The sequence below is a fragment of the Streptomyces sp. NPDC006551 genome, from assembly GCF_040611675.1.
Classification (GTDB): domain Bacteria; phylum Actinomycetota; class Actinomycetes; order Streptomycetales; family Streptomycetaceae; genus Streptomyces.
This window is the reverse complement of record NZ_JBEXOT010000030.1, coordinates 60984-83164: the sequence shown is the minus strand read 5'-3', so window position 1 is coordinate 83164 and position 22181 is coordinate 60984. Positions and strand designations below refer to the sequence as shown.

Sequence of the window (22181 nt, the reverse complement as noted above, 5' to 3'; positions counted from 1 at the left end):
CGGCGGCCCCCCGCGGGGCGCGTCAACACCACCCCCCCCGCGCCGCCGGGGGGGCCGCCCCGGGCCCCGCGGAGCGACCCCCCGTGGATCCGGCCGGCCTGCGCGCGTCGTCAACGCGTGCCGACCGCGGCGCGCACGGCCCGCCGTGCCATGGCGCAGTCGTCGTGCAGCCGCCGCAACAGCAGCCGCTGCTCCTCACCGGGCGAGACCGCACCGGAGGGAACGGGGACCGAACCGGCGGGCGGGGCCTCCTTGATGGTGCGCTGCACCGCCGTCTCGTACGTCCGGATCTCCCGCGTCAGCACGATCATCAGGTTCACCAGGAAGGCGTCCCGCGACGCCGGCCCCGCCTGCTGGGCGAGTTGGCTGATCTGACGCCGGGCCAGCGGCGCGTCACCCAGCACCGCCCACATCGTCGCCAGGTCGTACCCGGGCAGATACCAGCCCGCGTGCTCCCAGTCGACCAGGACCGGGCCCGTGGGGGAGAGGAGGATGTTGGAGAGCAGGGCGTCGCCGTGACAGAACTGTCCCATGCCCTGGCGGCCGCCCGCGTGCGCCAGACCGTGCAGCAGCTTCTGCAGATCGTCCCGGTCACGGTCCGTGAACAGGCCCAGCTCGTGGTACCGCGCGATCCTCGACCCGTAGTCGAGCGGCGCGTCGAAGGTCCCGGCCGGCGGACGCCAGGCGTTCAGCCGGGCGATCGCGGCGAGCGCCGCACGGACGTCCGCCCGGGGCGGAGCCTCCACGGGGTGGCGCGCCAGCGCCGCCGCCCGCCCCGGCATCCGCTCGATCACCAGCGCGCAGTTCTCCGGGTCAGCGGCGATGAGCCGCGGAGCGCGCACCGGCGGGCGGTGCCGGACGAAGGCGCGGTAGGAAGCTATTTCGTGCTGGAACCGCTCGACCCACGCGGGGGAATGGTCCAGTAAACACTTCGCGACCGCCGTCGTCCGTCCCGTCGTCCCGACGATGAGGACCGAACGGCCACTGCGCCGCAGCACCTGCACCGGGTTGAACTCCGGGCAGATCCGGTGGACGGACGCGATGGCCATCCGCACCTGGGCGCCCTGCGGGCCGGACAGATCGATTCTCCCGCTCGGCGGCTGGGTCACGCCGGCCCCCCAGCGCCGGGCCCGGACCGGCTGGGCCGCGGGGGCGAGATACGGTCCGCTGCCGGCCGGCACGGAACGGTGCTGCGGCCGGGGCGGGGCGGACACGGAGGACGATGCTGTGTACATGGAGGAGACAGATCCCTTCGTGTGCCGACGAGTTGCGTGCGTCGCCCCGCCCGACCTCCGGGCCGCACCCTGGGGAATGAGGGCCGGTTGCCGGGGCGAGGTGGCGCGTTCCTACCTGACACCCGGGCGCGGGTGGCGGAACATCGGGCGCACCCTGGCGAACCCTGGCGAATAGTCGCCAGCCCTATGACAGGGGGTTACTGTCAACTCAGCCGAGAACCTGGGGGCTTAGACGTGACCGGACAAACCAACACCCGCCTGGCGGACCTCTTCGGCCTGACCGGCTGGTCCAAGGGCGAACTCGCGAGACTCGTGAACCGGCAGGCGGCGGCCATGGGCCACCTCCAGCTGGCGACCGACACCTCGCGGGTGAGGCGGTGGATCGACATGGGGGAGACCCCGCGCGATCCCGTTCCGCGGGTGCTGGCAGCACTGTTCACCGAGCGACTCGGCCGTGTCGTGACCATCGAGGACCTCGGGTTCGTACGACACGGGCGCGCCGGGAAACGGCAGAACGTCAGGAACAACGACAACCCTGACGGGCTGCCATGGGCGCCCGAGCGTACGGCGGCGGTCCTCACCGAATTCACGGGAATGGACCTCATGCTCAACCGACGCGGCCTGGTGGGCGCGGGCGCCGCGCTCGCCGCCGGCTCCGCACTCAGCAACGCCATGCACGACTGGCTCCACACCGACCCCGCACGCAACGCCGCCGTTCCGCGTGGCACCGATCCCCTCCACGCCGACCCCGCCGGGTTCGACCGCTACGAGGCCGCCCCCATCGGGTCGGAGGAGATCGATGCACTGGAGCGCTCGGTGGAGGTGTTCCGCGCCTGGGACGCCTCCCGCGGCGGCGGCCTCCAGCGCAAGGCGGTCGTGGGCCAGCTCAACGAGGTGGGCGGCATGCTCGCCTACCGCCACCCCGACCACCTCCAGCGGCGCCTGTGGGGCGTCGCCGCCAACCTGGCGGTCCTCGCCGGCTGGATGTCCCACGACGTGGGCCTCGAACCCACCGCCCAGAAGTACTTCGTCATCGCCGCCCACGCGGCCCGCGAGGGCGGCGACCGGCCTCGCGCGGGCGAGGCGCTCTCCCGCGCCGCCCGGCAGATGGTCCACCTGGGCCGGCCCGACGACGCCCTCGACCTGATGAAGCTCGCCAAGTCCGGCTCGGGCGAGGAGGTCCTGCCACGCACCCAGGCGATGCTGCACACCATCGAGGCGTGGGCACAGGCGTCGATGGGCAAGGGGCAGGCCATGCGGCGTACCCTCGGCGAGGCCGAGGAACTCTTCGTCTCCGACCGGAACAACGAAAAGCCGCCGAGCTGGATGCAGAACTTCGACGAGGCGGACATGCACGGTATGCAGGCCCTCGCCTACCGCACCCTCGCCGAGCACGATCCGGCGGCCGCGGTACCGGCGCAGCGCCACGCCAAGCTGGCGCTCGAACTCCGCCGCAGCGGCCACAACCGCTCCAAGCTCTTCGACTACATCTCGCTGGCCTCGGCCTGCTTCATCGCCGACGACCCGGAACAGGCCGACCGGTACGCCCGGCTCGCGCTGGTGTCGATGGGGGAGACCTCCTCGCACCGCACCTGGGACCGGCTGCGCGAGATGTACCGGCTGACCGGGCAGTACGCGGGGTACACCCGCATCGAGGACCTGCGCGAGGAGATCGCGCTCGCACTGCCCAAGCCCGCGGCGAAGCGTCCGGGGATCGGCGACGTCTGAGCCGCCCGGCCCACCGCAGCGGCACCTGGGACGGCCTACGGCACCCGCACCGTACGACACACACCAGCGCAGCCATCCCCGTGCGTACGAGAAACCATCCTCGTGCGGACGAGAAAATGGGCACACCGGCCTCGCCGGTATGCCCTCCAAGGCGCCCTCGCGCGTCGCTACCGACCGACCCGGACCACCATCACACAGGCGTCGTCCTCACGGGGGGCCTCGCCGAACTCCTCGACCACCGAACGCACGCAGTCCTGCGCGTCCCGCGCCCCGGCCAGTCGTGGCGCGAGCGCGAGCAGGCGCCGCGTGCCCGAGTCGTCCTGCGCGCCGCCCGTCCCGCGGGTCAGCCCGTCCGTGTGCAGGACCAGCAGGTCACCGGGGAGCAGCCGGACTTCGGCCTCCTCGTACGCGGCCCCGGTCGTCGCTCCCAGGAGCACACCGTCGGGCCGGGCCAGGGCCCGCCCCGTCCCGTCGCGGAAGAGCAGCGGGGCGGGGTGTCCCGCCTGCGCCCAGGAGAGCGTCTGGCTCGCCGGTTCGTAACGGCAGCACATCGCGCTGCCCAGCGCCGGCTGAACGGCGGTCTCCAGCAGCTGGTTGAGATGGCTCATCAGCGCACCCGGCCGGATCCCGGCCACGGCCATGCCGCGCAGGGCGCCGAGGAGCATGGCCATCGAGGAGGTGGCGGAGACACCGTGTCCGGTCAGGTCGCCCACGGTCAGTAGCGCGTCCCCGTCCGGGAGCGCGAGCGCGTCGTACCAGTCGCCGCCGATCAGGCCCGTCGTCGAGGCGGGCAGATAGTGACCCGCCACGTCGAGCGGCGCACCCGGGCCACCGTGGGCGAAGCTGAGCGAACCGCGCCAGGGCGGGAGGACGGCTTCCTGGAGCTGGACGGCGACGCGGTGCTCGGTGCGCTCCATGTGCCGGCGGCGCTGGAGCGAGTCACGGGACTCACGGACCGCCCGCTCACTGCGGCGCAGCTCACTGACGTCCCGTAATACGGCCCACATGGAGGCGGTGCAGCCGTCGGTGTCGAGGACCGGCTCGCCCATCATGTGCAGCGTACGGACCCGGCCGTCGGTGCGGACGACCCTGAACTCGCCGTCGATCGGCTTTCCGTCGATCAGACAGTCCGTCACCATCGCCTGAAGGAGGGGCTGGTCCTCGGCGAAGACCATCGAGGGAAGCTCGTCGAGCGACATGGGGCCGTTCTCCGGGGCGCGGCCGAAGATCTGGAACAACTCCTCGGACCAGCTGACCTCGTCGGTGAGCAGATTCCACTCGGCGCTGCCGACGCGGCTCAGCAGGGAGCCGGAGGGCGCGGGGGCGGGATCGCCGTACGCGGCGCCCGGGTCGGACGGGAAGCCGGTGCCGGTGTCGCTCTCCGGGGCGGAGCCGGGCGTGGCGGGCAGCTCGTCGGGGAGCCCCACTTTGAGCTGGCTCAAGTGGGCGCCGAGGTCGTCGAGTTGGTGCACCGCGAGATCGCACAGGGCGCGCTGCCAGCGGTTCCGGGGGTCGTCCTCGTCCAGTACGGCGTCCCGGCGCACGGCGTCCACGTCGCCGCGCAGACGGCGTGTCTGCGAGATCAACGCGTCCACCATGCCGGGCTCCGGCGGCTGGGCGGGACGGTCCGCGAACAGATGGGACGGCATGTCGTACTCCGATACAGGCGCGGCGCGGCCAGGTGTGGAAAACAAGGCCCGGATACGACTGTTGCACAGGCTGACGCAGGCCGTAAGCGATTCGGCAACACTCGATCCGGTGGTGCTTCTGACATATGCCAACGGCCCGCCGATTATCGGCCACCGGCTCTCGGGTTACGGTGCTGCTGTGGTGAGCGACGAGGTGGACAGGGTGGGTACGGCGGTGCTGCTGGCGGCTGCGCCGACCGGGCGGGGCAGGGCGATCGACGCGGCGTCGGTGCTTCCGGCGCTGGCGGCGGTGCCACCGAGCGCGCTGACCGGCACGCCGGCGGCGACGGTCGTCGAACTGGCCGACCCGCTGGACCCGCAGACCGTTCTGACCCGGTTGCGGGCGGCCGCGGCGATGCCGGGGCCGATGGCGGTCTACCTCGCGGGTCAGGTCCACCTGGACCGCCGTCAGCACCTGCCGCATCTGGCGCTCGCCCGCACCACGTCGACGACGCTGCGCTACACGGGGCTGCCGTGGCACTGGCTGGCGGCCGAACTCGCGGTGCGCGGACCGGGTACGACGACGGTGGTGGCGGACCTGGTCGTGGAGGCGGAGCTCTGGCAACGCCTGACCGCCACGCCCGGGCTCCTGTCCCTGGGCCCCGGCCCGCTCCTCTACGGGCGCGTCGCCCCGGCCCCTCGCCGTGGCGAGCCGGCGACCCCGGAGTACCTCCGTACCTTCGCCACGATCTGGCGCACCGGCGCCCGCCCGCCCCTGGCCCAGCTCCACGAGGAGGCGGCCGCGCGCACGGAAGGAACCGAGGCGCTGCTGCTCGCCCCGACCGCGACGCCGCCGCATGCCGTCGCCCCCGCCGGGGACGGGGTGTGGGGTACGACGGCCACCACATCGGTGGCGCCTGGCGGTGGGCCCACGGGGCCGGGGGGCGGGGCCCCGACCGGGTCCCTTTCGGTGGCGCCGGGGGGCATTGCGGTGGCGACCGGGGCGCTTCCCGGGTCGCCGGTGGCGACGGGGGCGCTTCCCGTGCCGGCGGGGCCCCTTCCGGCGCCGATCGCGTCGCTTCCGGGGGCGCCGATCCGTCCCGCGCCCACGGTGCCGGAACAGACCGTTCCGGCGAGCGCGTTGCCCACGGGGACCGGTCCTTCGGGTCCGGAGGCCACGGCCGTGGCCCCGGGCGCGTGGCCGCCGCCGGTCGGCCCTCCCGGCCCGGTGACTCCGGCCACGTCGCCCGCAGGGGCTTCGGCGCCGTCCGTGCCGTCCGTGCCGTCCGTGGCGGCGGCGCCGCCGACGGCTCCGGCGGCCCCGGCGCCCACGGAGGCCGGTCGGTCGGGCCGCACGGGGCCGGCCACGCAGGCCGGTGCTTCGGGACGGGTGGCGGCGACGGGGCCGGCGGCACCGCCTGTGCCGCCCGGCACCTGGGGGCCTTCGGGGCAGGGGGGTGCGGCGATCGGGCCCGCCGGGAACCCTTCCCTCGCCCCCGCGACGGCATCCGACGCGACCGCCCACCACACCGAGCCGGCCCCGGCGGAGTCACCGTCGTCCGGCTCGCCTCGCGGCACCGGTGGTCAAGGCGGGGCGCCGGCCGTCGTTCCCGCTCACGACCCCCACCGCGAGATCCTCGCCGCGGCGCAGGCCGGACGGCACGGGGAGGCCATCGCGGTGGCGGCCGCCTGGGAGCGGGAGGCGTTGCGGAGGTACGGTGCCCGCTCGCAGGAGGCCGTGCACTGGATGGAGGTGCGCGCCGACCTCGCGCGGCTCGCCGGAGAGCCCGCCCGCAGCTGCGAGTTGTGGATCGCCGCCGCGCAGGCCCGCCTCGGCCTGCGTCAGGGCCCCGGCGACCCCGACGTCGAAGGCGCCGTCGACCGGGCCCACCACCAGTGGGAACAGATCCAGGACCCCGCCCGCGCCCGCGAACTGGGCCCCGCCCTCATCGCCCTGCGCCGCCAGGTGCCGGGCCGCCAGGCCGGCGCGCTGGCCGCGCTCCAACGCCGGATGCGCTGAACAGGGGCCACCCCGCCCCCGCAGCGGCGGCGCGCCGAGGGCCGAGCCGGGCCCCCTCACCGCACGAGCCCCCGCGCATGTCCCGACGCTCCGTCATCTCGCCCCCCGACCGCGGAGCGCGCACGATCCGGCGGGGGTGCCATGATCGGGACATGGCCACCTCATCCGCCCCGGCCGCGGGCCACCGAGCCACCTGGACGCTCACCACCCAGCGGCTGCTGCTGCGGCCCGTGCGCACCGGCGACGTCCCGGCCGTCACACGGCTGTGGACGGACCCGACGGTCCGTCACCACCTGGGTGGCCCGGTCGCCGACCAGGTCGTACGGATTCGCCAGCGGCGGATCGTCGGGGCCCCCGGCGTCCACGCGGTGGTGCGGGCGTCGGACCGGGCGCTGCTCGGCCTGGTGACGCTGGAGCCGGGGGCGCGCGACGGGGAGACGGAGGTCTCGTACCAGTTCCTCCCCGAGCACTGGGGCCACGGCTACGCCCGCGAGGCCGTCGCGGCCGCCGTCGAGCGGGCCCTGGAGGGCACGCCGAGCGTGGTCGCGGTGACCCAGGAGGCGAACGACCGCTCCCGACGGCTCCTGGAGGGCATCGGCATGACCCACGCCGCCTCCTTCGAGGAGTTCGACGCCCACCAGGTGCTCTACCGCAAGCGGGCGTGACCCGTCCGCCGCCCGCCTCAGCGCACCTTCTCGCCCGCCGCCAGGCGCGCCGTCATCCGCTCAAGCCGCTGGGCCCGTACCTCCGGTGTGCGGGCCTGCCACAGCCGCAGGATCACCAGATACCGGTCGGTCTTCCCCAGGCTCTCGTAGAACTCCCGCGCCCGGTCGTCCGCCGCCAGAGCGGCCGCGAGATCGTCCGGCACGGTCGCCTCCCTCTGGGAGGGGTACGCCGACCCCCACCGGCCGTCGGCCTGAGCCGCCCGTACCTCCGCGAGCCCCGGCTCCCGCATCCGCCCGGCTGCCAGGAGCGCCTCGACCTTGCGGACGTTCACCTGCGACCAGAGGCTGCGCGGCCGGCGTGGCGTGTACTTCTGGAAGTAGTACACGCCGTCCCCGCCCTTGCGCTGCCCGTCGATCCAGCCGAAGCAGAGCATGCAGTCGAGCGCATCGGGAAGGGACAGCGACTCGCCCCCCGCTCCCTTCTTGGCGATCCTCAGCCAGACGCCGGGGGCCTCGGCGTGGTGTGTCTCCAGCCAGGACTCCAGCTCCTCGACCGTCATCACGGTCATGATCTCGAGCCCCTCGTACCGCTCCATGGACCAGCCCCCTTTTCGTCGCCGAGCGGCGGAAAACCGCTCGGCGGACAGGATAGGGACAGCGGAGCGGGACCCGCCGCCGATCACGCAGGGGGGACGGCGCGGATCCCGGCGGCCGTCAGAAGCGGGCGTGGGTGGTGATGTCCGACTCGAACTGAGTGATCATCTCCGGCGTCACCGTCGGACGGCACTGGGCGATCGCCTCCAGATAGTCCGCGGTGCTCGCGCCCGGCACTCGTTCCTCGACGCCACCCCGGGTCCCCACCGCGACGAGGTCGCGCTCGAAGGAGTTCTGGGCGGCGATCCGGGCCGCGTGCTCGATGTCGGCCGGGGTGAACAGCTCGCTCGCCGTGACCAGTTCGTCGATGTCCACATCGGCCCGGCCGTTGGCGTACCGCGCCCAGATCGCGGCGCGTGCCGCCTCGTCGGGCGTACCGATGGGGATGAGGTAGTCGAACCGGCCGGGACGGAGGAAGGCCGGGTCGAGGGAGCGGATCGAGTTGGTCGCGCAGACCAGAAGCCGCTCGTCGCGCTCCCGGAAGCCCGGTATCAGCTTGAGGAGTTCGTTGGTCACGCCGTGCATGCCGCCGGGCTGCGCGGGCTCGGAGCGGACCGGCGCGATCTCCTCGACCTCGTCGATGAAGACCAGGACCCGCTCCAGCTCCGCGATCCGGGCGAACGCGGAGCGCAGCGCCGCCGCCAGATTGCCCTCGTCGGCGAGACGGGAGGGCAGGATCTCCACGAACGGCCAGCCGAGCCGGGAGGCGATGCCGCGCGCGAAGGTGGTCTTGCCCGTGCCCGGAGGGCCGAACAGGCCCACCGCGCGCGGCGGACGCACGCCGTGCCGCGCCGCACGCTCCGGCTCGGCGAGGGGAAGCACGACACGCCGTTCGATCAGGTCCTTCTCGCGCTCCATGCCGGCCACCTTGGCCCACAGGTCGCCGGGCAGCAGCCGTCCGCCGAGGTCGTCGAGCAGGTTGGCGGCGGGCCCGTGCAGCGGCTCGACCTTCTCGAAGTAGGCGACGGCCGGCTGGCGCGTGTAGCCGGCGTTGAGGAGCCCCTCGCCGAGCAGGTCCTCCTCCGGGAGTACGTACGCGATCCGCCCGACCCGCGCCGCGACGAGCCGCCGCTCCAGCTCGACCAGCAGCGCGCTGGCGAGTCCGCGGCCGCGCCACGCCGAGGAGATGGCGATCCGCATCACCCAGGCCCGCTCACCGGCGACGCAGGCCAGCGCCGCACCGATGGGCGCGCCCTGGTGGACGGCGACGACGGCCGGCTGACGGGAGGTCAGGGCGCCGATGCACTCGGCGAGGGAGAAGACCGACTCCTGTCCGAGTTCGGCCGTGGTGTCGATCAGATGGACGACCGCGGCGAGATCGCTCTCGCGGTAGTCGTGGATGAGCCAGTTCATCGGTGCCGCCCCTCGTTCGTACTTTCGTACTGATGCGGCGAGGCTAGGGGCGGCGGGGGAGGCGGGTCGCGCTCCGGTGTGCACAAGGCGGGCCGGTGAATGCTACGAATCGTCACTGGTCAGGGCGTGGCCGGAGTGCGCGAAGCCCCCGGACGACGCGCGAAGCCCCCGGAAGGAACCTTCCGGGGGCTTCGGAGCGCTACCTGAGTACGCGGGCTACCGTCAGTACGCGGGCGCGAGCTTCGGGTTCGGGCCGTGGGCGTTCTCGGTCTGGTTGCCCTCGCTCGCGTAGAACACGATGAGGATGATGAAGCCGACGAGCGGGACGAGACCGATGAGGATCCACCAGCCGGAGCGGCCGGTGTCGTGCAGCCGGCGGACGGAGACCGCGAGCGTCGGGATCAGCACGGCCAGCGAGTAGATCAGGCTGAGCAGCTGGATGCCCAGCGCGCTGTCGATGATCGAGAGCACGATGCTGATGAGCACGCTGAAGAGCGTGAACATCCAGAATTCCTTACGGCGCGCACGGCCGCTGAATACCGCGTACTTCTTGAGAACGTCGAGGTACCAGTTCACTTTGTCCCCCCAAGGACTGGGATGTGATGCGGGAGCCTGTCCCTGTGGAGCAAGCTTACGCAGAACTTATGTGGCCGAAACGGCGTGGGTCAATTCGTTATCTGGCGGGGGGCGTTGGGCGACGTTGTGTCTGGGTTTGCGCCGCGTGTGCGTGAATGCACAAGGAGCGGCGTCGCATCCACTCGGATGCGGCGCCGCTCGGGAGAGGATCAGGGCTGCGTCACGTCTTTCTCTTGCTCATCAGCAGACCACCCGCGATGAGCGCGAAGAGGCAGACGCACGCGCCGGTGATGACGTTGCTCAGGATCGCACCGGTGCCGGGGTCCCTGACGACCACCCAGGGAGAGATGATCAGCCAGGCGCCCATCAGCAGGACGGCGAGGTTGAGATCCCCCGTCCGCTCCGGAGCCATCGACATGCACAGGCCGACGACCGCGAGGGCGATACCGACGACCAGGTTGCTGAGGGCGAGTTCTGGCCTGGCGGCTGCGAAGTGAACCGTGTATGCGGAGATCGCTGCCCAGACACCCGCGAGCATCACCAGTTCTTCGACTGCCGTGACACCTCGGGTCTGGAGCATCCGAGAGTAGCGGTCCCGCATTTCTGGTGCGTCAGGGTGGCCCCTGATATCACCGGGACGGTGAGAGACGTCAGACATACGACTCGCCTCCTTCTGGCGTCATACACGTCTGACCATGCTTGCGGCATCGTGCCGCGGTTTCATTGTGCTCTTATCTGGCCTTTATGTGTAGATCTGTCCGGTAAAGGATCCGCACAGAAAACGGTCCGCGGATGTGCGGGCAACCGCCAAAGGAGGTAACCGTCCGGTGAATAGCCGCTGACGAGATCGCCTGGGGGCGTGGACCGATATGCGGCGATCGGCCCGCCGGGCCGTCCCGGCGTAGCCTGGAAGAGGACTCGGGGTTCTCACGCTCCACCGCCGGGAGGCGGATGATCATGACCGGAATTCTGCGTCGGAGCTTCGACTCCGCGGATGAGACCCGCCCCTTCGAGGAAGGGAAGGGCAGGCTGGACCTGCTCACCACCGAAAGCGGCCCGGTGGGCCGGGCTGTCTTCGAGCCGGGCTGGCAGTGGTCGAAGCACGTCAAGCCGATCGCGGGCACCGACAGTTGCCAGGCGTCCCACGTCGGCTATGTGGTCAGCGGCCAGATGAAGATCGTCATGGACGACGGCGCGTCCGACGAGGTGGGCCCTGGAGACTTCTTCACGGTCACCCCCGGGCATGACGCATGGACACTCGGCGACGAGCCGTGCGTGGTCCTGGACTGGGTCGGCTTCGGCGAATACGCGGCGGCCCAGAGCACCTGACCTCCGAGGCGGGATCGTGAGCCGCCGTCGTGACAGAGCGCCGCCGGACCGGATATCCGCTGATCACAGGGGCGTTGGGCTGTTATCGTCGCCCGCATGCCCGAACTGATCGCCCCCACGGCACGTCTGCACTCCTCCTGGCTCGAAGCTCATGCCGAGTGGAGTCCCGGTGCCCACCAGGATGGTTCCGGTATGCGGCTGGCGCTGGACAGCGCCTTCGCGATTCCCGAGGTCTTCGCCGCGTGGGTGGGGCGGCTGCGCGAACAGTCCGATCCCACGCGGCCGCTCGCCGAGGGCTGGGTCCACGCCACTCATTGGTGGATCGTCGAGGACGGGGCGTACATGGGCGCCATCGACCTGCGGCATGAACTCAACGACTTCCTGCTGCGGGCCGGCGGCCACATCGGCTACAGCATCCGCCCCTCCGCCCGCCGCCGGGGACTCGCCACCTGGGCCCTGGGCGCGGTCCTCCCCGAGGCTCGCGCCCTGGGGCTCGACCGTGTCCTCGTGACGTGCGACGACGACAACATCGCCTCGGCGCGCACGATCGAGCGCAACGGCGGCGTTCTGGAGGACGTCCGCGAGACGGAACTCGGCCTCAAGCGGCGCTACTGGATCGCGCTGTGAGCGGCGGGTACGAGGACGGGGCCCGCGAAGAGAGCGCCCGGGGCGCCGGGCCGAGCGAGGTCACCGATGCCGCCGGGGCTGCCGCTGAGAACGCTCGGTTCGCGGACCCGACTGACGGCACCGACGTCACCGGGGCCGCCGCCGAGACGCGTCATACTGCCGAGAACGCTCGGGCCGCCGAGCCGACCGACGTCACCGATGCCGCCGGGGCCCCCGAGGCCGGTGACGCCGCCGATGCTGCCGAGAACGCTCGGGTCGCCGCGCCGACCGATGTCACGGACGCCGCCGGGGGTGCCGCCGAGACCGGTGACGCCGCCGAGGTCTCCCAGGCCGTCGCGGCTGAGCTGCGGCTCATAGACCCGGCGGTCCGCAGCTCCCGGTCGCTCGCCGCCGAACTCCTCGACCCGGAGTTCGTCGAGGTCGGCGCCTCCGGCCGCCGCTGGACGTACGAGGCCATGCTCGCCGCGCTGCCCGAGATGGCCGGTGCGACGGAGCTTGGCCCGCGCTACGAGCCCTCGGCCATGACCGGAGTCGTCCTGGCGCCGGGTCTCGTCCATCTGACCTACGAGACGGTCATCGACGGGCGCCGCGCCCGTCGCAGTTCGCTGTGGCGCCGCGCAGAGGACGGCACCGGATGGCGTATGTACTACCACCAGGCGACGCCGGTACCCGAAGGCGTCGCCGACCCGTCGTAGCACCATCGCCGACCGGCCGGAGGACCGTACGTCAGCCGTAGGCGTCGGTCATGCAGTCGGCGGCGCACGCGCCGCGCTCGTACTGGCGTCGCAGGGCCGCGGCGGCCCGTGGCCGTTCGACGTCCACTTGCCCGTAGTGGTCCCGGGCCACCCGCACGACGTCCTCGACCGTGACGATGGCCGGCTCGCCCGGGGTGACCGCCTCGCGCGCGGAGGCGATCGCCGCGTCGGCCGCGCGCAGCAGGGCCCGGGCGGAGGCCCGCTCGGCCACCGCTCGCGCCCGCTTGGGGGACAACGGCCTGACGGCGCGCCCCTTCCAGGCGGCACCCGCCACCATCAAGGCCGCGCCCGCGGCCAGGATGAAGATTCCGACCGCCGCCTCGGAGCCGATCCTCACTGCCCCGCCCCTCCCGTCGACTCGCTCGCAAGGCGGTCTACCCGAGGGCGCGGGGGTGTGACACACGGCTTCGTTGATTCACCCGGCGAGTGACACGTGTCACCATTCACTTCCGAGCATTGACGACCCCTGGCGAGGGCCGGACGCTGGGGGCGCCCCTCGCCCTAAGCCCGCCGCCCGAAACTCACTGCCGCCGCCCCGAAGCCCGCCGCCCGTCAGGAAGGCACGCTCATGTCCGCCCCGCTCTCTCCGCGCCCTCCAGGGGCACAGCCGGCCCGCCCGTCGCGGCCGGGCGACGCCGCCCCTGTCGTCGACACGACGCACGGCCCGGTGCGTGGAGACCGCCGCGCCGACGGCAGCGTGCGCTTTCTCGGAATCCCTTACGCCCAGCCGCCCATCGGCGACCTCCGGTTCGCGGCGCCCGTACCGCCCGAGCCCTGGATGGAGCCCCTCGACGCCACCGCCTACGGGCCGACCGCCCAGCGCCGCCCCTTCGCCGAGGTCACCACCATCCCCGAACCGTCCGTCCCGGGCGCCGGCGTGCTCAACCTGAACGTCTTCACCCCCGCCACCACCCCCGCGTCGCGCCTGCCGGTCCTCGTCTGGATCCACGGCGGTGGGTACGTCGCCGGTTCGGCGGCCAGCCCCTGGTACGACGGGTCCTCCTTCAACCGGGACGGCGTCGTCCTGGTCTCCCTCGGCTACCGGCTCGGGATCGAGGGCTTCCTGCACCTCGACGACGCGCCGGACAACCGCGGAGTCCTCGACTGGATCGCCGCCCTGGAGTGGGTCAGGGACAACATCGCCCGCTTCGGCGGCGACCCGGCCGAGGTCACCGTCGCCGGGCAGTCGGCGGGCGGCGGCGCCGTACAGACACTGCTGGCCGTGCCCGCAGCCCGGGGGCTCTTCCGCGGCGCGCTCTCCGTCTCCGGTGCGGTGATGCGGCCCGACGGCCCCGAGGTCGCCCGTGCGGCCTCGCGCCTCTTCACAGCCCGTACCGGAGTTCCCGCCTCCGCCGCCGCGCTGCGCGGCCTGGGCGACGACGAATTCCTCGACCTCCAGAGCCGCCTGGGGGAGCCGGGCCCCGACCGTGCCGGGCTGCCGCCGCTGCTGTCCCTGGGCCCCTTCGCGGACGGCGAGGTGATCCCGGAGCCGGTCCTCGACGCGCTCACCTCGGGCGATGCCGGCGTGGACGTGCCGCTGATGCTGGGGTTCACCGCGCACGAGTTCAACGCCATCCCGGCTCCGGGACCCGACGGGCCGCCCGTGCCGGAGCTGCTCGGCGCCCTGGGCCTCGACGCGGACGGGGTGGCGTCCTTCACCGCCGCGTACGCCAAGGGCGATCCTGCCCGACTGTTCGGGCAGGCGCTCACCGACACCACCTTCCGCGCGCCGTCCCTCGCCGTCGCCGACGCCCGCGCGGAACGTCAACGACCCACGTGGCTTTACGAGTTCGGCTGGCGGTCACCCGTCAACGGCATGGCCTTCCACTGTCTCGACCTGCCGTTCGGGTTCGACCTGCTCGACGCCGAAGGCGTCAGGGCGGCTGCGGGCGACGCACCGCCGCGGGCGCTCGCCGACGCGATGCACCGGGCCTGGGTCTCCTTCGTGCGTGACCAGGATCCTGGGGAGGAGTGGCCGCGCTACACGGCCGAGGGCCGCGCCACGATGGTCTGGGACGCCGAGCCGCGCGTCGAGCACGACCCGCTGAGGCAGGTCCGCGAGATCTGGCTGTCCTGACCCGTTCACGCCTTTGGGCCGGGGACGCCGAGCCGACCGGACGGGCCCCGGTGACGGCCGGCCGTCACCGGGGCCCGGAACTCCGGGGATCGGACCTCATCAGGACTCCGTTCCGCCGAGTGCTTCGATGATCGCCTGGGAGAAGGGCTCCAGATCGCCCGGCTTGCGCGAGGTGATCAGCTTGAAGCCCTCGGACGAGTCGACGACCACCTGCCGGTCCACCCACGTCCCGCCCGCGTTGGTCACATCCGTCCGCAAGGACGCGTACGAGGTCAGCTCCCGACCCTTGACCAGGCCGCTCTCGACGAGCAGCCAAGGACCGTGGCAGATCGCCGCCACCGTCTTGCCGGCCTCGGCGAACGACGTCACCAGCTCGCACGCCGCTTCGTCCATCCGGAGATGGTCGGCGTTGATGGTGCCGCCGGGCACGACCACCGCGTCGAACCGGTCGGCCGACATCTCGCCGTACGTCGTGTCCGGTCGCACGCTGTCACCGGGCTTCCGGTCGGCCACCAGGGTCTGCACGGTCTCCGGCCTCTGAGCCGCCACGGTGACCCGCGCCCCCGCCTCGCGCAGGGCCGCCACGGGCTTCTTCAGCTCGTCCTGCTCCGTGCCGTAGTTCGTCGTCATGACGAGCACGTGCTTGCCTTCGAGGGTCACGGTCGTCTCCTCCCAGTCGTCGGCGTCCGCGTCACTCCCTGCGTGTCACCACGAGCCGCGATCCCAAACCGGGACGCATCGGCAGTGGGTCGTCAGCCGGCCCGGAAGCCGACCGTGCCGTCCGGCAGGACCGCCTCCACGGTGGCTCCGTGTTCCACGGTCCTGCTCACCGTGCAGTGCTTCTCGTGCGTCAGCCGAACGCCCCGTGCGAAGACCTCGGCGGCTCGCGGATTGCTCTGCGGAAGCTCGAACTCGTAGCTGACCCTGATCCGGCCCACCCGCCCGTCGTCCTCCGGGCCCGAGACCGACTCCACCACGATCCGGAGGTCGTCATGGTCCACCGCTCGCGCCGTACGGTCGATCACCAGACCGCCGCAGCCGCCCATCGCCGCGAGGAGCAGCTCGACCGGTGTGAACGACGGCTGGGTGGAGTCGTCGTCCGCCGCACCGATCCGGACCTCGGCGCCACGGTCGTTGCGGGCGGTCCAGTCGCGGTAGCCGTTGCGGACGGTCTCGATGCGGTAGTCGGCCATGACTTCGGTGCTCCTTCGTCCGGCGGTGCGGTCGACCGCCCACGCAACCGCACCGTACCCGGCCTCACCAGGGGACGCGCCGGTCCGTCGCACGCCGCGGAGTGGGTACCACCGTACGGAGTTCGCCTCCGACGTCGGCCGCGCGGACGGCGCCGCCACCCTCCCGTACGGAGGAGACGGCGGCGTCCGGGTCCGTGCCGACCGTCCGCCCCCCGCGGTCCGTCTGGAGCGCGACCAGTCGTCGACCGTGCCATCGGGCCGCCGCCAGGCGCGCCGTCGGTCGAAGTCCCTTCCGCGCGAGCCCTGTTCGCGAACCTCCGAGGATCTTCGACGGCGCTGGACTGAGTAGGTGCGGATACGTGAAGTGAGTACGGCGTCCGATACCCGGCCACGGCGCGCGCTGGTCGAATAAGGATCATGACCTCGGACCCCCGGCGCAACCGCCGTATGCAGCACGTCACGACCACCGGCTCGGCGCTGGCCGTGGCGCTCTTCCCCCTGGTCGTCGGCGTCCTGCTCGCGAAGACGGTGGGAGCCGATCCGATGGCGCCGGTCAACGCCCTGATCACCAGCGGCGGCCAGCGTGCCCGGCTCTCCCGTTCCCAGCTGCGCACCTGCGGCGGCCGGGCACTGCGCACGGCGGGCGCCGGCGTCCGGACCGTGCGGTCGGTCCGGTCGGTCCGGCCCGGGCGGGTGGCGGGCGCGGCGCGTGTCGTACGCGCCGGCCGCGCGTAGCAGCCGCCGTGAAGCCTTCCGCCCGCCATGGGCCTGGTGGCCGGGCGGAAGGCATGCGGGGGTGTTCTCTGCGGAACGGGTCAGCCGGTCGGTAGGCCCAGCCCGTAGTACCGGACGTGGTAACCGTCCACGTACTCGGCCTCGCCGCCGACGATCAGATCGGTCGGATCGCTCACTCCCGCCGCCCTGGCCGTCGCCACGAGCATCTCCGCGAGTGCGCGGCCCTTCGGTTCGCCGGGGCCGCCCGCGTCCACGCGCCACACCGGATCGTCGTCGCTCCAGATCGACGCCGTACTCGGGTGCTGGGCGACCGTGCCCCAGCCGAGTGCGGCCGGATCGACGCCGTCCGGGGCGAAGCAGCCGATCGAAAGCCGGTCGCCGCACGTCACGTCGAAGAGGATGGGCGAGCCATGGCCGGTGCGCCCGTAGAACGGCATCCCGATGCTTATGCCGAGGGCGGTGGCCTCTGCGGGCAGCGCCCCCAGGAAGTTGTCCAGCGACCGGGTGACCGTCTCCCAGCTCTGTGCCGTCCAGCCGCCGGGAAAGCCGAGGCCGGCGTTGGACCGGTCACGATTGCTGCCGAAGAAGCCGCTGATCGAGTGCTCCTCGCCGATGCCCTGACGCCAGAACCAGTTCTCCGCCGGGTCGGTGGGCTGCAGGACCAGCTCCGGCCCCGATGTCCCGGCGCGCAGTTCCAGGGTGTCCGGCCGGCCGCGCCAGCGTGTGAAGGGGGCGCCCCAGAGCGGCCCGCTGTCGTAGAAGGGGCCCATGTCGCCGTGCGAACCCATGACGGACGGCTTGCCCAGCGCCGTGGTCAATTCCTCCCTGGCGGCGCGGAAGGCGGCGGCCTGTGCCGCGGCGTCCGGTGCGGCGGTCGCCACCGGGACCGCGAGCTCGACGTACGACTCGCCCTCGACGTAACGCTCCTCGTACGTGCCGACCGGGCGCAGGCGGGCGTCGCCCGAGGACCGGCCGGTGATCAGGACGGCATGGTCCGCCGTGCCGCTCCAGGCCCAGCCGAGCTCGGCCGCCAAGGCCCGCACCCCGTCCGGCGTCCAGCCGCCGGTGTCCGCCGCGACGAGTCGCCGGGCGAGATCCGCGATGGATTGTTCTTCTGTGCTTCCCCGTTGTCCGTTCATGCGCTCATCGTGCCGCACCCCAGGTCGGACCGATTCCGCGGGGTGTACGGGGCGGAGGCGCGGACCGCGGGGAGGGACCGCACGGCTGCACCGGCGTCAGGAAGCCGCGCGGACACGGTGGTTGACCCCCTGGGCGAGGTCAGCCCGGATCCGGGACGTCCTTGAGCCGGCCGGTCACCACCAGGTTGCCGTCCGGGGTGCGCCGTGCGAGGTCGCCCGTGCGGAAGTAGCCGTCGGTGGTGAAGGAGTGGCAGTTGTGGTCGGACGCCCGGTAGTAGCCCCGCAGGGTGTACGGACCGCGGGCGAGGAGTTCGCCGGGCTCCCCGTCGGGCACGTCCTTGCCGTCGACGTCGACGATGCGGATCTCATCGTCGGGCGAGAGCGGGCGGCCCCGCGTGGTGAGCACGGCCTCGTCCGGGTCGGCGGGCCGGGTGAGAGTGAGCAGCCCCTCAGGCATGGCGAAGACCTGCTGCAGGCGACAGCCCAGCTCGGGGCCGATCCGTTCGGCGGTCGCCCGGTGCAAGGGCGCGCCGCCGATCTGTACGAGACGCAGACTGCTCACGTCGGCCTGGACCGTGGGAAGTACGTCGAGCCAGAGCTCGGCGACGGCTGGGGCCAGTGACGTGACGGTGACCCGCTCGCGTTCGATGACCGCGAGGCATTCGGCCGGTCCCGGGTCCTCGGCCAGGACCACGGTGCCGCCGACGGAGAGAGTGCCGACGATGCCGGGGCAGCCGAAGGTGAAGGTGGAACCGGCGGGCAGCGCGGCGAGATACACGTCGTTCTCGGTGAGCGCCACCAACTCGGCGGCGGCCCGCGCCTGGTAGGCGTAGTCGTTGTGGGTACGCGGTACGAGCTGGGGCGCCGCGGTGGTGTCGCCGGAGAGCAGGAAGAACGCCACCTGGTCGGCCCTTTGCGCGAGCGCGGGCCCGGGCGGGGCGTCGATGGACCCCAGCGGGGAGTAGTGGCAGCCCGACGGGTCGGTCGTCAGGCCGCCGGCCGGGGACGAGGCGCCCGGCGCCTCAAGGGTGAACACCCGCCGCAGGAAGGGCCATCGGGCCGCGATGTCCGCGGCCATCGCCGTGTGGTCGAAGCCCTCGTACGTGGAGGGACCGATATAGCCGACGGCCTGGGTGAGCCGCACGAGGTGGGACACCTCGGCCGCGCGGTGCGAGAGGAGGCAGAACACGGGGACCGCGCCGGCGCGCATCAGCGCGAACACGGTGACGACGAACTCGGGAACGTTCGGCAGCTGGACGACGACCCGTTGCCCGGGCCGGAGGCCGCGCAGCCGGAACCCGGCGGCCATGCGGTCCACGCGCCGGTTCAGGTTCGCGTACGTGACGCGGGTGTCACCGTGCACGAGCGCGGTCCGCGGTCCGTACTGCAGGGCCCAGCCGCGCAGCAGGTTGCCCAGCGTATGGCCACGCCAGTGCCCGGCCGCCCAGTAGCGGTCGACGAACTCCTCGGGCCAGGGGGTGCAGCCGTCGAGCATGGATGCCATTCGCTTCCTTCTGTGCCGGCTTCTGAACCCGAAGCCGTGCGGGGCGCGTTTCACCGTGCAGGACGGGGCGGCGGCGCTCTCGGGCGCGGAGGCCACCACCAGGACGGGTTCCCCGGCATCGCCCTTGCTCGACGCCGGGGAGTGACCCCCGCCGTCTTGACCTTGGCGATCCAAACCGTCAACGCCCCTCATACGCAATGTGCTTTCCCGACCACGGGCGCCGCGTTCCATCAGCGGAACGTCCGAGAAGCACCGCTGACCAGGAGGAACAGGCTCGATCCACCGTGCCCGAGTGCCACTGAACAACGTCAGTGGTGGGACTGCCCTTAGACGTCGTCTCAACTGGCGGGAGCGTTAGGTTGGGTGCCGTGATGGCGATGGTGGAGCGTCTGGTGCCGGACGCTTCATGGGAGTTGTTCCAGCGGGTGGTGCCGGTCGCTCCGGTGAGGCAGCAGGGTGGGGGCCGACGTCGGTATGGGGACCGGCAGGTGCTGGCGGCCATAGTGTTCGTGGCCACGACAGGCTGCACGTGGCGGCAGCTGCCGCCGGGCTTCGGCCCGTCTGGGCCGACCGCGCACCGCCGCTTCACCGAGTGGAGCCGGGCCCGTGTGTGGGGCAAACTCCACCGCCTGGTCCTGGACGAACTCGGCGCCAGAGGCAAGCTGGACTGGTCGCGGTGCGCCATCGACTCGGTGAACATGCGCGCGACGAAAGGGGGGACTTGACGGGTCCGAATCCCGTAGATCGCGGTAAGAAGGGTTCAAAGATTCACTTGATCACCGAGCGGACCGGTCTGCCCCTCTCGATCGGTATCTCCGCCGCGAACACGCACGACAGCCAGGGACTTGAACCCCTGGTACGGGGCATACCTCCCATCCGTTCCCGGCGCGGGCCCCGCCGTCGGCGGCCCGCCAAGCTCCATGGAGACAAGGGCTACGACTACGACCACCTGCGGAAATAGCTCCGCTTGCGCAACATCATCCCGCGCGTCGCCCGCAGAGGCATCGAGTCCTCCCAGAAGCTGGGCCGCCACCGGTGGACCGTGTAGCGAACGGTGGCGTGGCTATCTGGGTGCCGTCGCCTGCACCGCCGCTACGAGCGTAAGGCCGAGCATTTCCTGGCCTTCGCCGGTATCGCGGCCACCCTGATCTGCTTCCGCCGACTTGGCGGCTGAGCCGTCCCCTATGATCTCGATCATGGGCAACTTCTCCTGAGCGGGCCGCGACGGTCCACAGACATTCGCCCGGCAGGTGCCGGGCTCCGTCAGCGTGCCCGCACGCTCACCTCAGGAGACACGACCACACCATGTCCGTTCACTCTGCCCGTTCCGCTCTGGACGACCGCATCGCACGCCTGAGACAGCTGGCCCACACCGACACCCGGCTGGAGGGCGTACTGCTCTACGGCTCGTGGACCGTGGGCGAGGCCGACGCACATTCCGACATCGAGGCATACCTCTACATCCAGGACGACCGCCTCGCCGACTTCGACGGCCCCGGCTTCCTGGCACAGCTCGCACCGCTCCAGCTCTCCTACACCAACATGTACGGCATCCTCGCCGTCGTCTTCGACGACCTGATGCGCGGCGAGTTTCACCTCACCCCCGCCGGTCCCGGCATCGACGAAGTCCCCACCTGGCAAGGCATGGTGCACCTACCCCGCCCCGACGACGCCGTTCTGCTCGACCGCACCGGTCGGCTCATCCAGGCGGCCCGGCAACTGGCCACCTTCCAGCCGCCCGAGCCGGTGACCACCGCCCAGCAGCTCACCGACGAGCTGACCAACTGGACGCTCATGCTCGCCCACGTACTGGCCCGCGGAGAGATCGCCCGCGCCCACGCCCTGCTGCACACCGTCATCGCGCCCCAGCAACTGCAGCTCTGCCGCCTGCTGCGCAACAGCACAGCACACTGGCTCACCCCCAGCCGCGCGCTCGAACAGGACCTGCCCGACACCGACCGTCATCGCTACGTCGCCACCACGGCTGCCGCCCGTGACCAGGACGTGCGCACGGCGGCACGCAACAGCTGGCGTTGGAGCCGCGACCTGGCCGCTGAGGCCGCCGACCGCTGGGCCATTCGCCTGCCGCACGAACTCCACGAACAAATCAGCAGCCGCCTGAACGGCCCTCGCTGACCACATCCGGCTGGGGCCACCGGACTCATCCGGTGGCCCCAGCCTGGCGGCCCCGGCCCCCCACAACGCAAATTGAGATCACCTCTTAGCCGCGGAACGCCTCGGGGCGTTCGGGCGAGGCCTCGGCGAGGGCCCGCGTCACGGCCTCGATTCCGCCGCGCAGGCCGTAGACCGGGGTGTCCGGCTGCTGGCGCCAGGAGTCGTCGATGCCGCCCGCGTCGACGGTGTCGAAGCCGAGTTCGTCGATCAGGTCGCGTACGGCCTTCTTAGCCGCCTCGTCGTCGCCCGCCACCGGAAGCGCGATCCGCTCGGGGTCGCCGGCCGGGCGCGGCTTGTCGAGGAGGTCGTCGGCGTAGGTGCCGTTGAAGGCCTTGATGACGCGGTGCCCGAGATGCTGTTCGGTCCAGCGGCTCTCGGTCAGGCCGTCGTCCTCGATGGCGGCGATGCGGCCGTCGCGCTGCCGCGGGTAGTAGTTGCCGGTGTCGATGACGGCGAAGCCGTCCGCCGCGCCGTCGAAGAGGCCGGAGGGGAGGTCGGGGACGGCCTTGAGCGGGACGGTGACGACGACGATCTCGGCGCCGCGCGCCGCCTCGGAGACGGGTACGGGCGTCGCTCCGGTCTCCTCGGCGAGCGCGGTGAGGGTGTGCGGGCCGCGGGAGTTGGCGACGGAGACGTCGTGACCGAGTGCGGTGAGCCGGCGGGTGAGGTTGCCGCCGATGTTCCCCGCGCCGATGATGCCGATCTTCATGGAGCTTCCTTCCGAACCGTGCGGCGAAGTGCCACGGCATGCCAGAACCATGAGCCGCCTGCGCCTATTCCCCCGTTCC

At 72.2% G+C, this 22181-nt stretch carries 21 protein-coding genes and 1 pseudogene; 10 read left to right on the top strand and 12 right to left on the bottom strand.

Translation table 11 applies throughout. The annotated features are described in order from the left end of the window. Positions 1–110: 110 nt before the first annotated feature. Positions 111–1235 carry an aminoglycoside phosphotransferase family protein gene (locus ABZY12_RS24260; protein WP_356893685.1) on the bottom strand — a complete coding sequence of 375 codons (1125 nt, stop codon included), beginning with the start codon at positions 1233–1235 and terminating at the stop codon, positions 111–113. 234 nt (positions 1236–1469) lie between these two features. On the opposite strand from ABZY12_RS24260, the gene ABZY12_RS24255 reads away from it, so the two are divergent. Next, the gene (locus ABZY12_RS24255) at positions 1470–2963 is read left to right on the top strand and encodes a hypothetical protein (RefSeq protein ID WP_356893683.1); all 1494 of its coding nucleotides are present in this window, start codon (positions 1470–1472) and stop codon (positions 2961–2963) included. Between the two features lie 167 nt (positions 2964–3130). Here ABZY12_RS24255 and ABZY12_RS24250 read toward each other — a convergent pair whose 3' ends face one another. Further along, positions 3131–4612 carry a SpoIIE family protein phosphatase gene (locus ABZY12_RS24250; protein WP_356893681.1) on the bottom strand — a complete coding sequence of 494 codons (1482 nt, stop codon included), beginning with the start codon at positions 4610–4612 and terminating at the stop codon, positions 3131–3133. Positions 4613–4790: 178 nt separating this feature from the next. On the opposite strand from ABZY12_RS24250, the gene ABZY12_RS24245 reads away from it, so the two are divergent. Together ABZY12_RS24245 and ABZY12_RS24240 are read left to right on the top strand one after the other, a co-directional pair. Continuing rightward, the gene (locus ABZY12_RS24245) at positions 4791–6611 is read left to right on the top strand and encodes a hypothetical protein (RefSeq protein WP_356893679.1); all 1821 of its coding nucleotides are present in this window, start codon (positions 4791–4793) and stop codon (positions 6609–6611) included. Between the two features lie 152 nt (positions 6612–6763). Further along, positions 6764–7276, top strand: a complete 513-nt coding sequence (locus tag ABZY12_RS24240) for a GNAT family N-acetyltransferase (protein WP_356893676.1) — start codon at positions 6764–6766, stop codon at positions 7274–7276. A 17-nt stretch (positions 7277–7293) separates the two neighbouring features. Here ABZY12_RS24240 and ABZY12_RS24235 read toward each other — a convergent pair whose 3' ends face one another. The 4 genes from ABZY12_RS24235 to ABZY12_RS24220 form a co-directional block, all read right to left on the bottom strand. Continuing rightward, complete coding sequence (locus tag ABZY12_RS24235; RefSeq protein ID WP_356893674.1) at positions 7294–7872, bottom strand: YdeI/OmpD-associated family protein; 579 nt, start codon at positions 7870–7872, stop codon at positions 7294–7296. Positions 7873–7990: 118 nt separating this feature from the next. After that, positions 7991–9283, bottom strand: coding sequence for a bifunctional GNAT family N-acetyltransferase/ATP-binding protein (locus ABZY12_RS24230; RefSeq protein WP_356893672.1), 1293 nt, complete (start codon positions 9281–9283; stop codon positions 7991–7993). A 222-nt stretch (positions 9284–9505) separates the two neighbouring features. After that, positions 9506–9859 carry a DUF805 domain-containing protein gene (locus ABZY12_RS24225; RefSeq protein WP_356893670.1) on the bottom strand — a complete coding sequence of 118 codons (354 nt, stop codon included), beginning with the start codon at positions 9857–9859 and terminating at the stop codon, positions 9506–9508. 220 nt (positions 9860–10079) lie between these two features. Then, entirely contained in the window at positions 10080–10439 is a 360-nt protein-coding gene (locus ABZY12_RS24220; protein WP_356893668.1) for an SPW repeat protein, read from the bottom strand. Between the two features lie 377 nt (positions 10440–10816). Between ABZY12_RS24220 and ABZY12_RS24215 the strand changes: the two genes are divergently transcribed. The 3 genes from ABZY12_RS24215 to ABZY12_RS24205 all read left to right on the top strand — a co-directional run bounded on the left by ABZY12_RS24215 (position 10817) and on the right by ABZY12_RS24205 (position 12510). Beyond that, positions 10817–11188, top strand: a complete 372-nt coding sequence (locus tag ABZY12_RS24215) for a cupin domain-containing protein (protein WP_356893666.1) — start codon at positions 10817–10819, stop codon at positions 11186–11188. Positions 11189–11284: 96 nt separating this feature from the next. Then, positions 11285–11815, top strand: coding sequence for a GNAT family N-acetyltransferase (locus ABZY12_RS24210; protein WP_356893664.1), 531 nt, complete (start codon positions 11285–11287; stop codon positions 11813–11815). 344 nt (positions 11816–12159) lie between these two features. Beyond that, complete coding sequence (locus ABZY12_RS24205; RefSeq protein WP_356893689.1) at positions 12160–12510, top strand: nuclear transport factor 2 family protein; 351 nt, start codon at positions 12160–12162, stop codon at positions 12508–12510. A 31-nt stretch (positions 12511–12541) separates the two neighbouring features. Here ABZY12_RS24205 and ABZY12_RS24200 read toward each other — a convergent pair whose 3' ends face one another. Next, positions 12542–12907: a hypothetical protein gene (locus tag ABZY12_RS24200; RefSeq protein WP_356893662.1), complete on the bottom strand. Its 366-nt coding sequence runs from the start codon at positions 12905–12907 to the stop codon at positions 12542–12544. Positions 12908–13138: 231 nt separating this feature from the next. On the opposite strand from ABZY12_RS24200, the gene ABZY12_RS24195 reads away from it, so the two are divergent. Next, positions 13139–14647 carry a carboxylesterase family protein gene (locus tag ABZY12_RS24195; RefSeq protein WP_356893660.1) on the top strand — a complete coding sequence of 503 codons (1509 nt, stop codon included), beginning with the start codon at positions 13139–13141 and terminating at the stop codon, positions 14645–14647. A 99-nt stretch (positions 14648–14746) separates the two neighbouring features. On the opposite strand, the gene ABZY12_RS24190 is transcribed toward ABZY12_RS24195, so the two are convergent. Both ABZY12_RS24190 and ABZY12_RS24185 read right to left on the bottom strand, forming a co-directional pair. After that, complete coding sequence (locus ABZY12_RS24190) at positions 14747–15307, bottom strand: type 1 glutamine amidotransferase domain-containing protein (RefSeq protein WP_356893658.1); 561 nt, start codon at positions 15305–15307, stop codon at positions 14747–14749. 92 nt (positions 15308–15399) lie between these two features. Beyond that, a complete protein-coding gene (locus ABZY12_RS24185; RefSeq protein WP_356893656.1) occupies positions 15400–15840 on the bottom strand; it encodes an OsmC family protein in 441 nt (146 codons plus the stop codon). 417 nt (positions 15841–16257) lie between these two features. Between ABZY12_RS24185 and ABZY12_RS24180 the strand changes: the two genes are divergently transcribed. Then, entirely contained in the window at positions 16258–16575 is a 318-nt protein-coding gene (locus ABZY12_RS24180) for a hypothetical protein (protein WP_356893654.1), read from the top strand. An 80-nt stretch (positions 16576–16655) separates the two neighbouring features. Here ABZY12_RS24180 and ABZY12_RS24175 read toward each other — a convergent pair whose 3' ends face one another. After that, positions 16656–17714 (bottom strand): hypothetical protein, encoded by a 1059-nt coding sequence (locus ABZY12_RS24175; protein WP_356893652.1) that lies wholly within the window; start codon positions 17712–17714, stop codon positions 16656–16658. Positions 17715–17853: 139 nt separating this feature from the next. Beyond that, positions 17854–19218 (bottom strand): AMP-binding protein, encoded by a 1365-nt coding sequence (locus tag ABZY12_RS24170; protein ID WP_356893650.1) that lies wholly within the window; start codon positions 19216–19218, stop codon positions 17854–17856. Positions 19219–19589: 371 nt separating this feature from the next. On the opposite strand from ABZY12_RS24170, the pseudogene ABZY12_RS24165 reads away from it, so the two are divergent. Continuing rightward, positions 19590–20392, top strand: a pseudogene (locus ABZY12_RS24165) (IS5 family transposase). A 131-nt stretch (positions 20393–20523) separates the two neighbouring features. Beyond that, positions 20524–21354: a nucleotidyltransferase domain-containing protein gene (locus ABZY12_RS24160; RefSeq protein WP_356893648.1), complete on the top strand. Its 831-nt coding sequence runs from the start codon at positions 20524–20526 to the stop codon at positions 21352–21354. Between the two features lie 85 nt (positions 21355–21439). Here the strand turns inward: ABZY12_RS24160 and ABZY12_RS24155 are convergent, their stop codons facing one another. Next, complete coding sequence (locus tag ABZY12_RS24155; RefSeq protein WP_356893646.1) at positions 21440–22153, bottom strand: NAD(P)-binding domain-containing protein; 714 nt, start codon at positions 22151–22153, stop codon at positions 21440–21442. Positions 22154–22181: the final 28 nt, after the last annotated feature.

What these genes read in the sequence shown, in the direction of transcription:
- ABZY12_RS24260 (WP_356893685.1), bottom strand. Translation starts at nt 1,235, where the DNA reads ATGTACACAGCATCGTCCTCCGTGTCCGCCCCGCCCCGGCCGCAGCAC.
- ABZY12_RS24250 (WP_356893681.1), bottom strand. Translation starts at nt 4,612, where the DNA reads ATGCCGTCCCATCTGTTCGCGGACCGTCCCGCCCAGCCGCCGGAGCCC.
- ABZY12_RS24240 (WP_356893676.1), top strand. Translation starts at nt 6,764, where the DNA reads ATGGCCACCTCATCCGCCCCGGCCGCGGGCCACCGAGCCACCTGGACG.
- ABZY12_RS24235 (WP_356893674.1), bottom strand. Translation starts at nt 7,872, where the DNA reads ATGGAGCGGTACGAGGGGCTCGAGATCATGACCGTGATGACGGTCGAG.
- ABZY12_RS24230 (WP_356893672.1), bottom strand. Translation starts at nt 9,283, where the DNA reads ATGAACTGGCTCATCCACGACTACCGCGAGAGCGATCTCGCCGCGGTC.
- ABZY12_RS24220 (WP_356893668.1), bottom strand. Translation starts at nt 10,439, where the DNA reads ATGCTCCAGACCCGAGGTGTCACGGCAGTCGAAGAACTGGTGATGCTC.
- ABZY12_RS24215 (WP_356893666.1), top strand. Translation starts at nt 10,817, where the DNA reads ATGACCGGAATTCTGCGTCGGAGCTTCGACTCCGCGGATGAGACCCGC.
- ABZY12_RS24210 (WP_356893664.1), top strand. Translation starts at nt 11,285, where the DNA reads ATGCCCGAACTGATCGCCCCCACGGCACGTCTGCACTCCTCCTGGCTC.
- ABZY12_RS24195 (WP_356893660.1), top strand. Translation starts at nt 13,139, where the DNA reads ATGTCCGCCCCGCTCTCTCCGCGCCCTCCAGGGGCACAGCCGGCCCGC.
- ABZY12_RS24185 (WP_356893656.1), bottom strand. Translation starts at nt 15,840, where the DNA reads ATGGCCGACTACCGCATCGAGACCGTCCGCAACGGCTACCGCGACTGG.
- ABZY12_RS24180 (WP_356893654.1), top strand. Translation starts at nt 16,258, where the DNA reads ATGACCTCGGACCCCCGGCGCAACCGCCGTATGCAGCACGTCACGACC.
- ABZY12_RS24175 (WP_356893652.1), bottom strand. Translation starts at nt 17,714, where the DNA reads ATGAACGGACAACGGGGAAGCACAGAAGAACAATCCATCGCGGATCTC.
- ABZY12_RS24170 (WP_356893650.1), bottom strand. Translation starts at nt 19,218, where the DNA reads ATGGCATCCATGCTCGACGGCTGCACCCCCTGGCCCGAGGAGTTCGTC.
- ABZY12_RS24160 (WP_356893648.1), top strand. Translation starts at nt 20,524, where the DNA reads ATGTCCGTTCACTCTGCCCGTTCCGCTCTGGACGACCGCATCGCACGC.
- ABZY12_RS24155 (WP_356893646.1), bottom strand. Translation starts at nt 22,153, where the DNA reads ATGGTTCTGGCATGCCGTGGCACTTCGCCGCACGGTTCGGAAGGAAGC.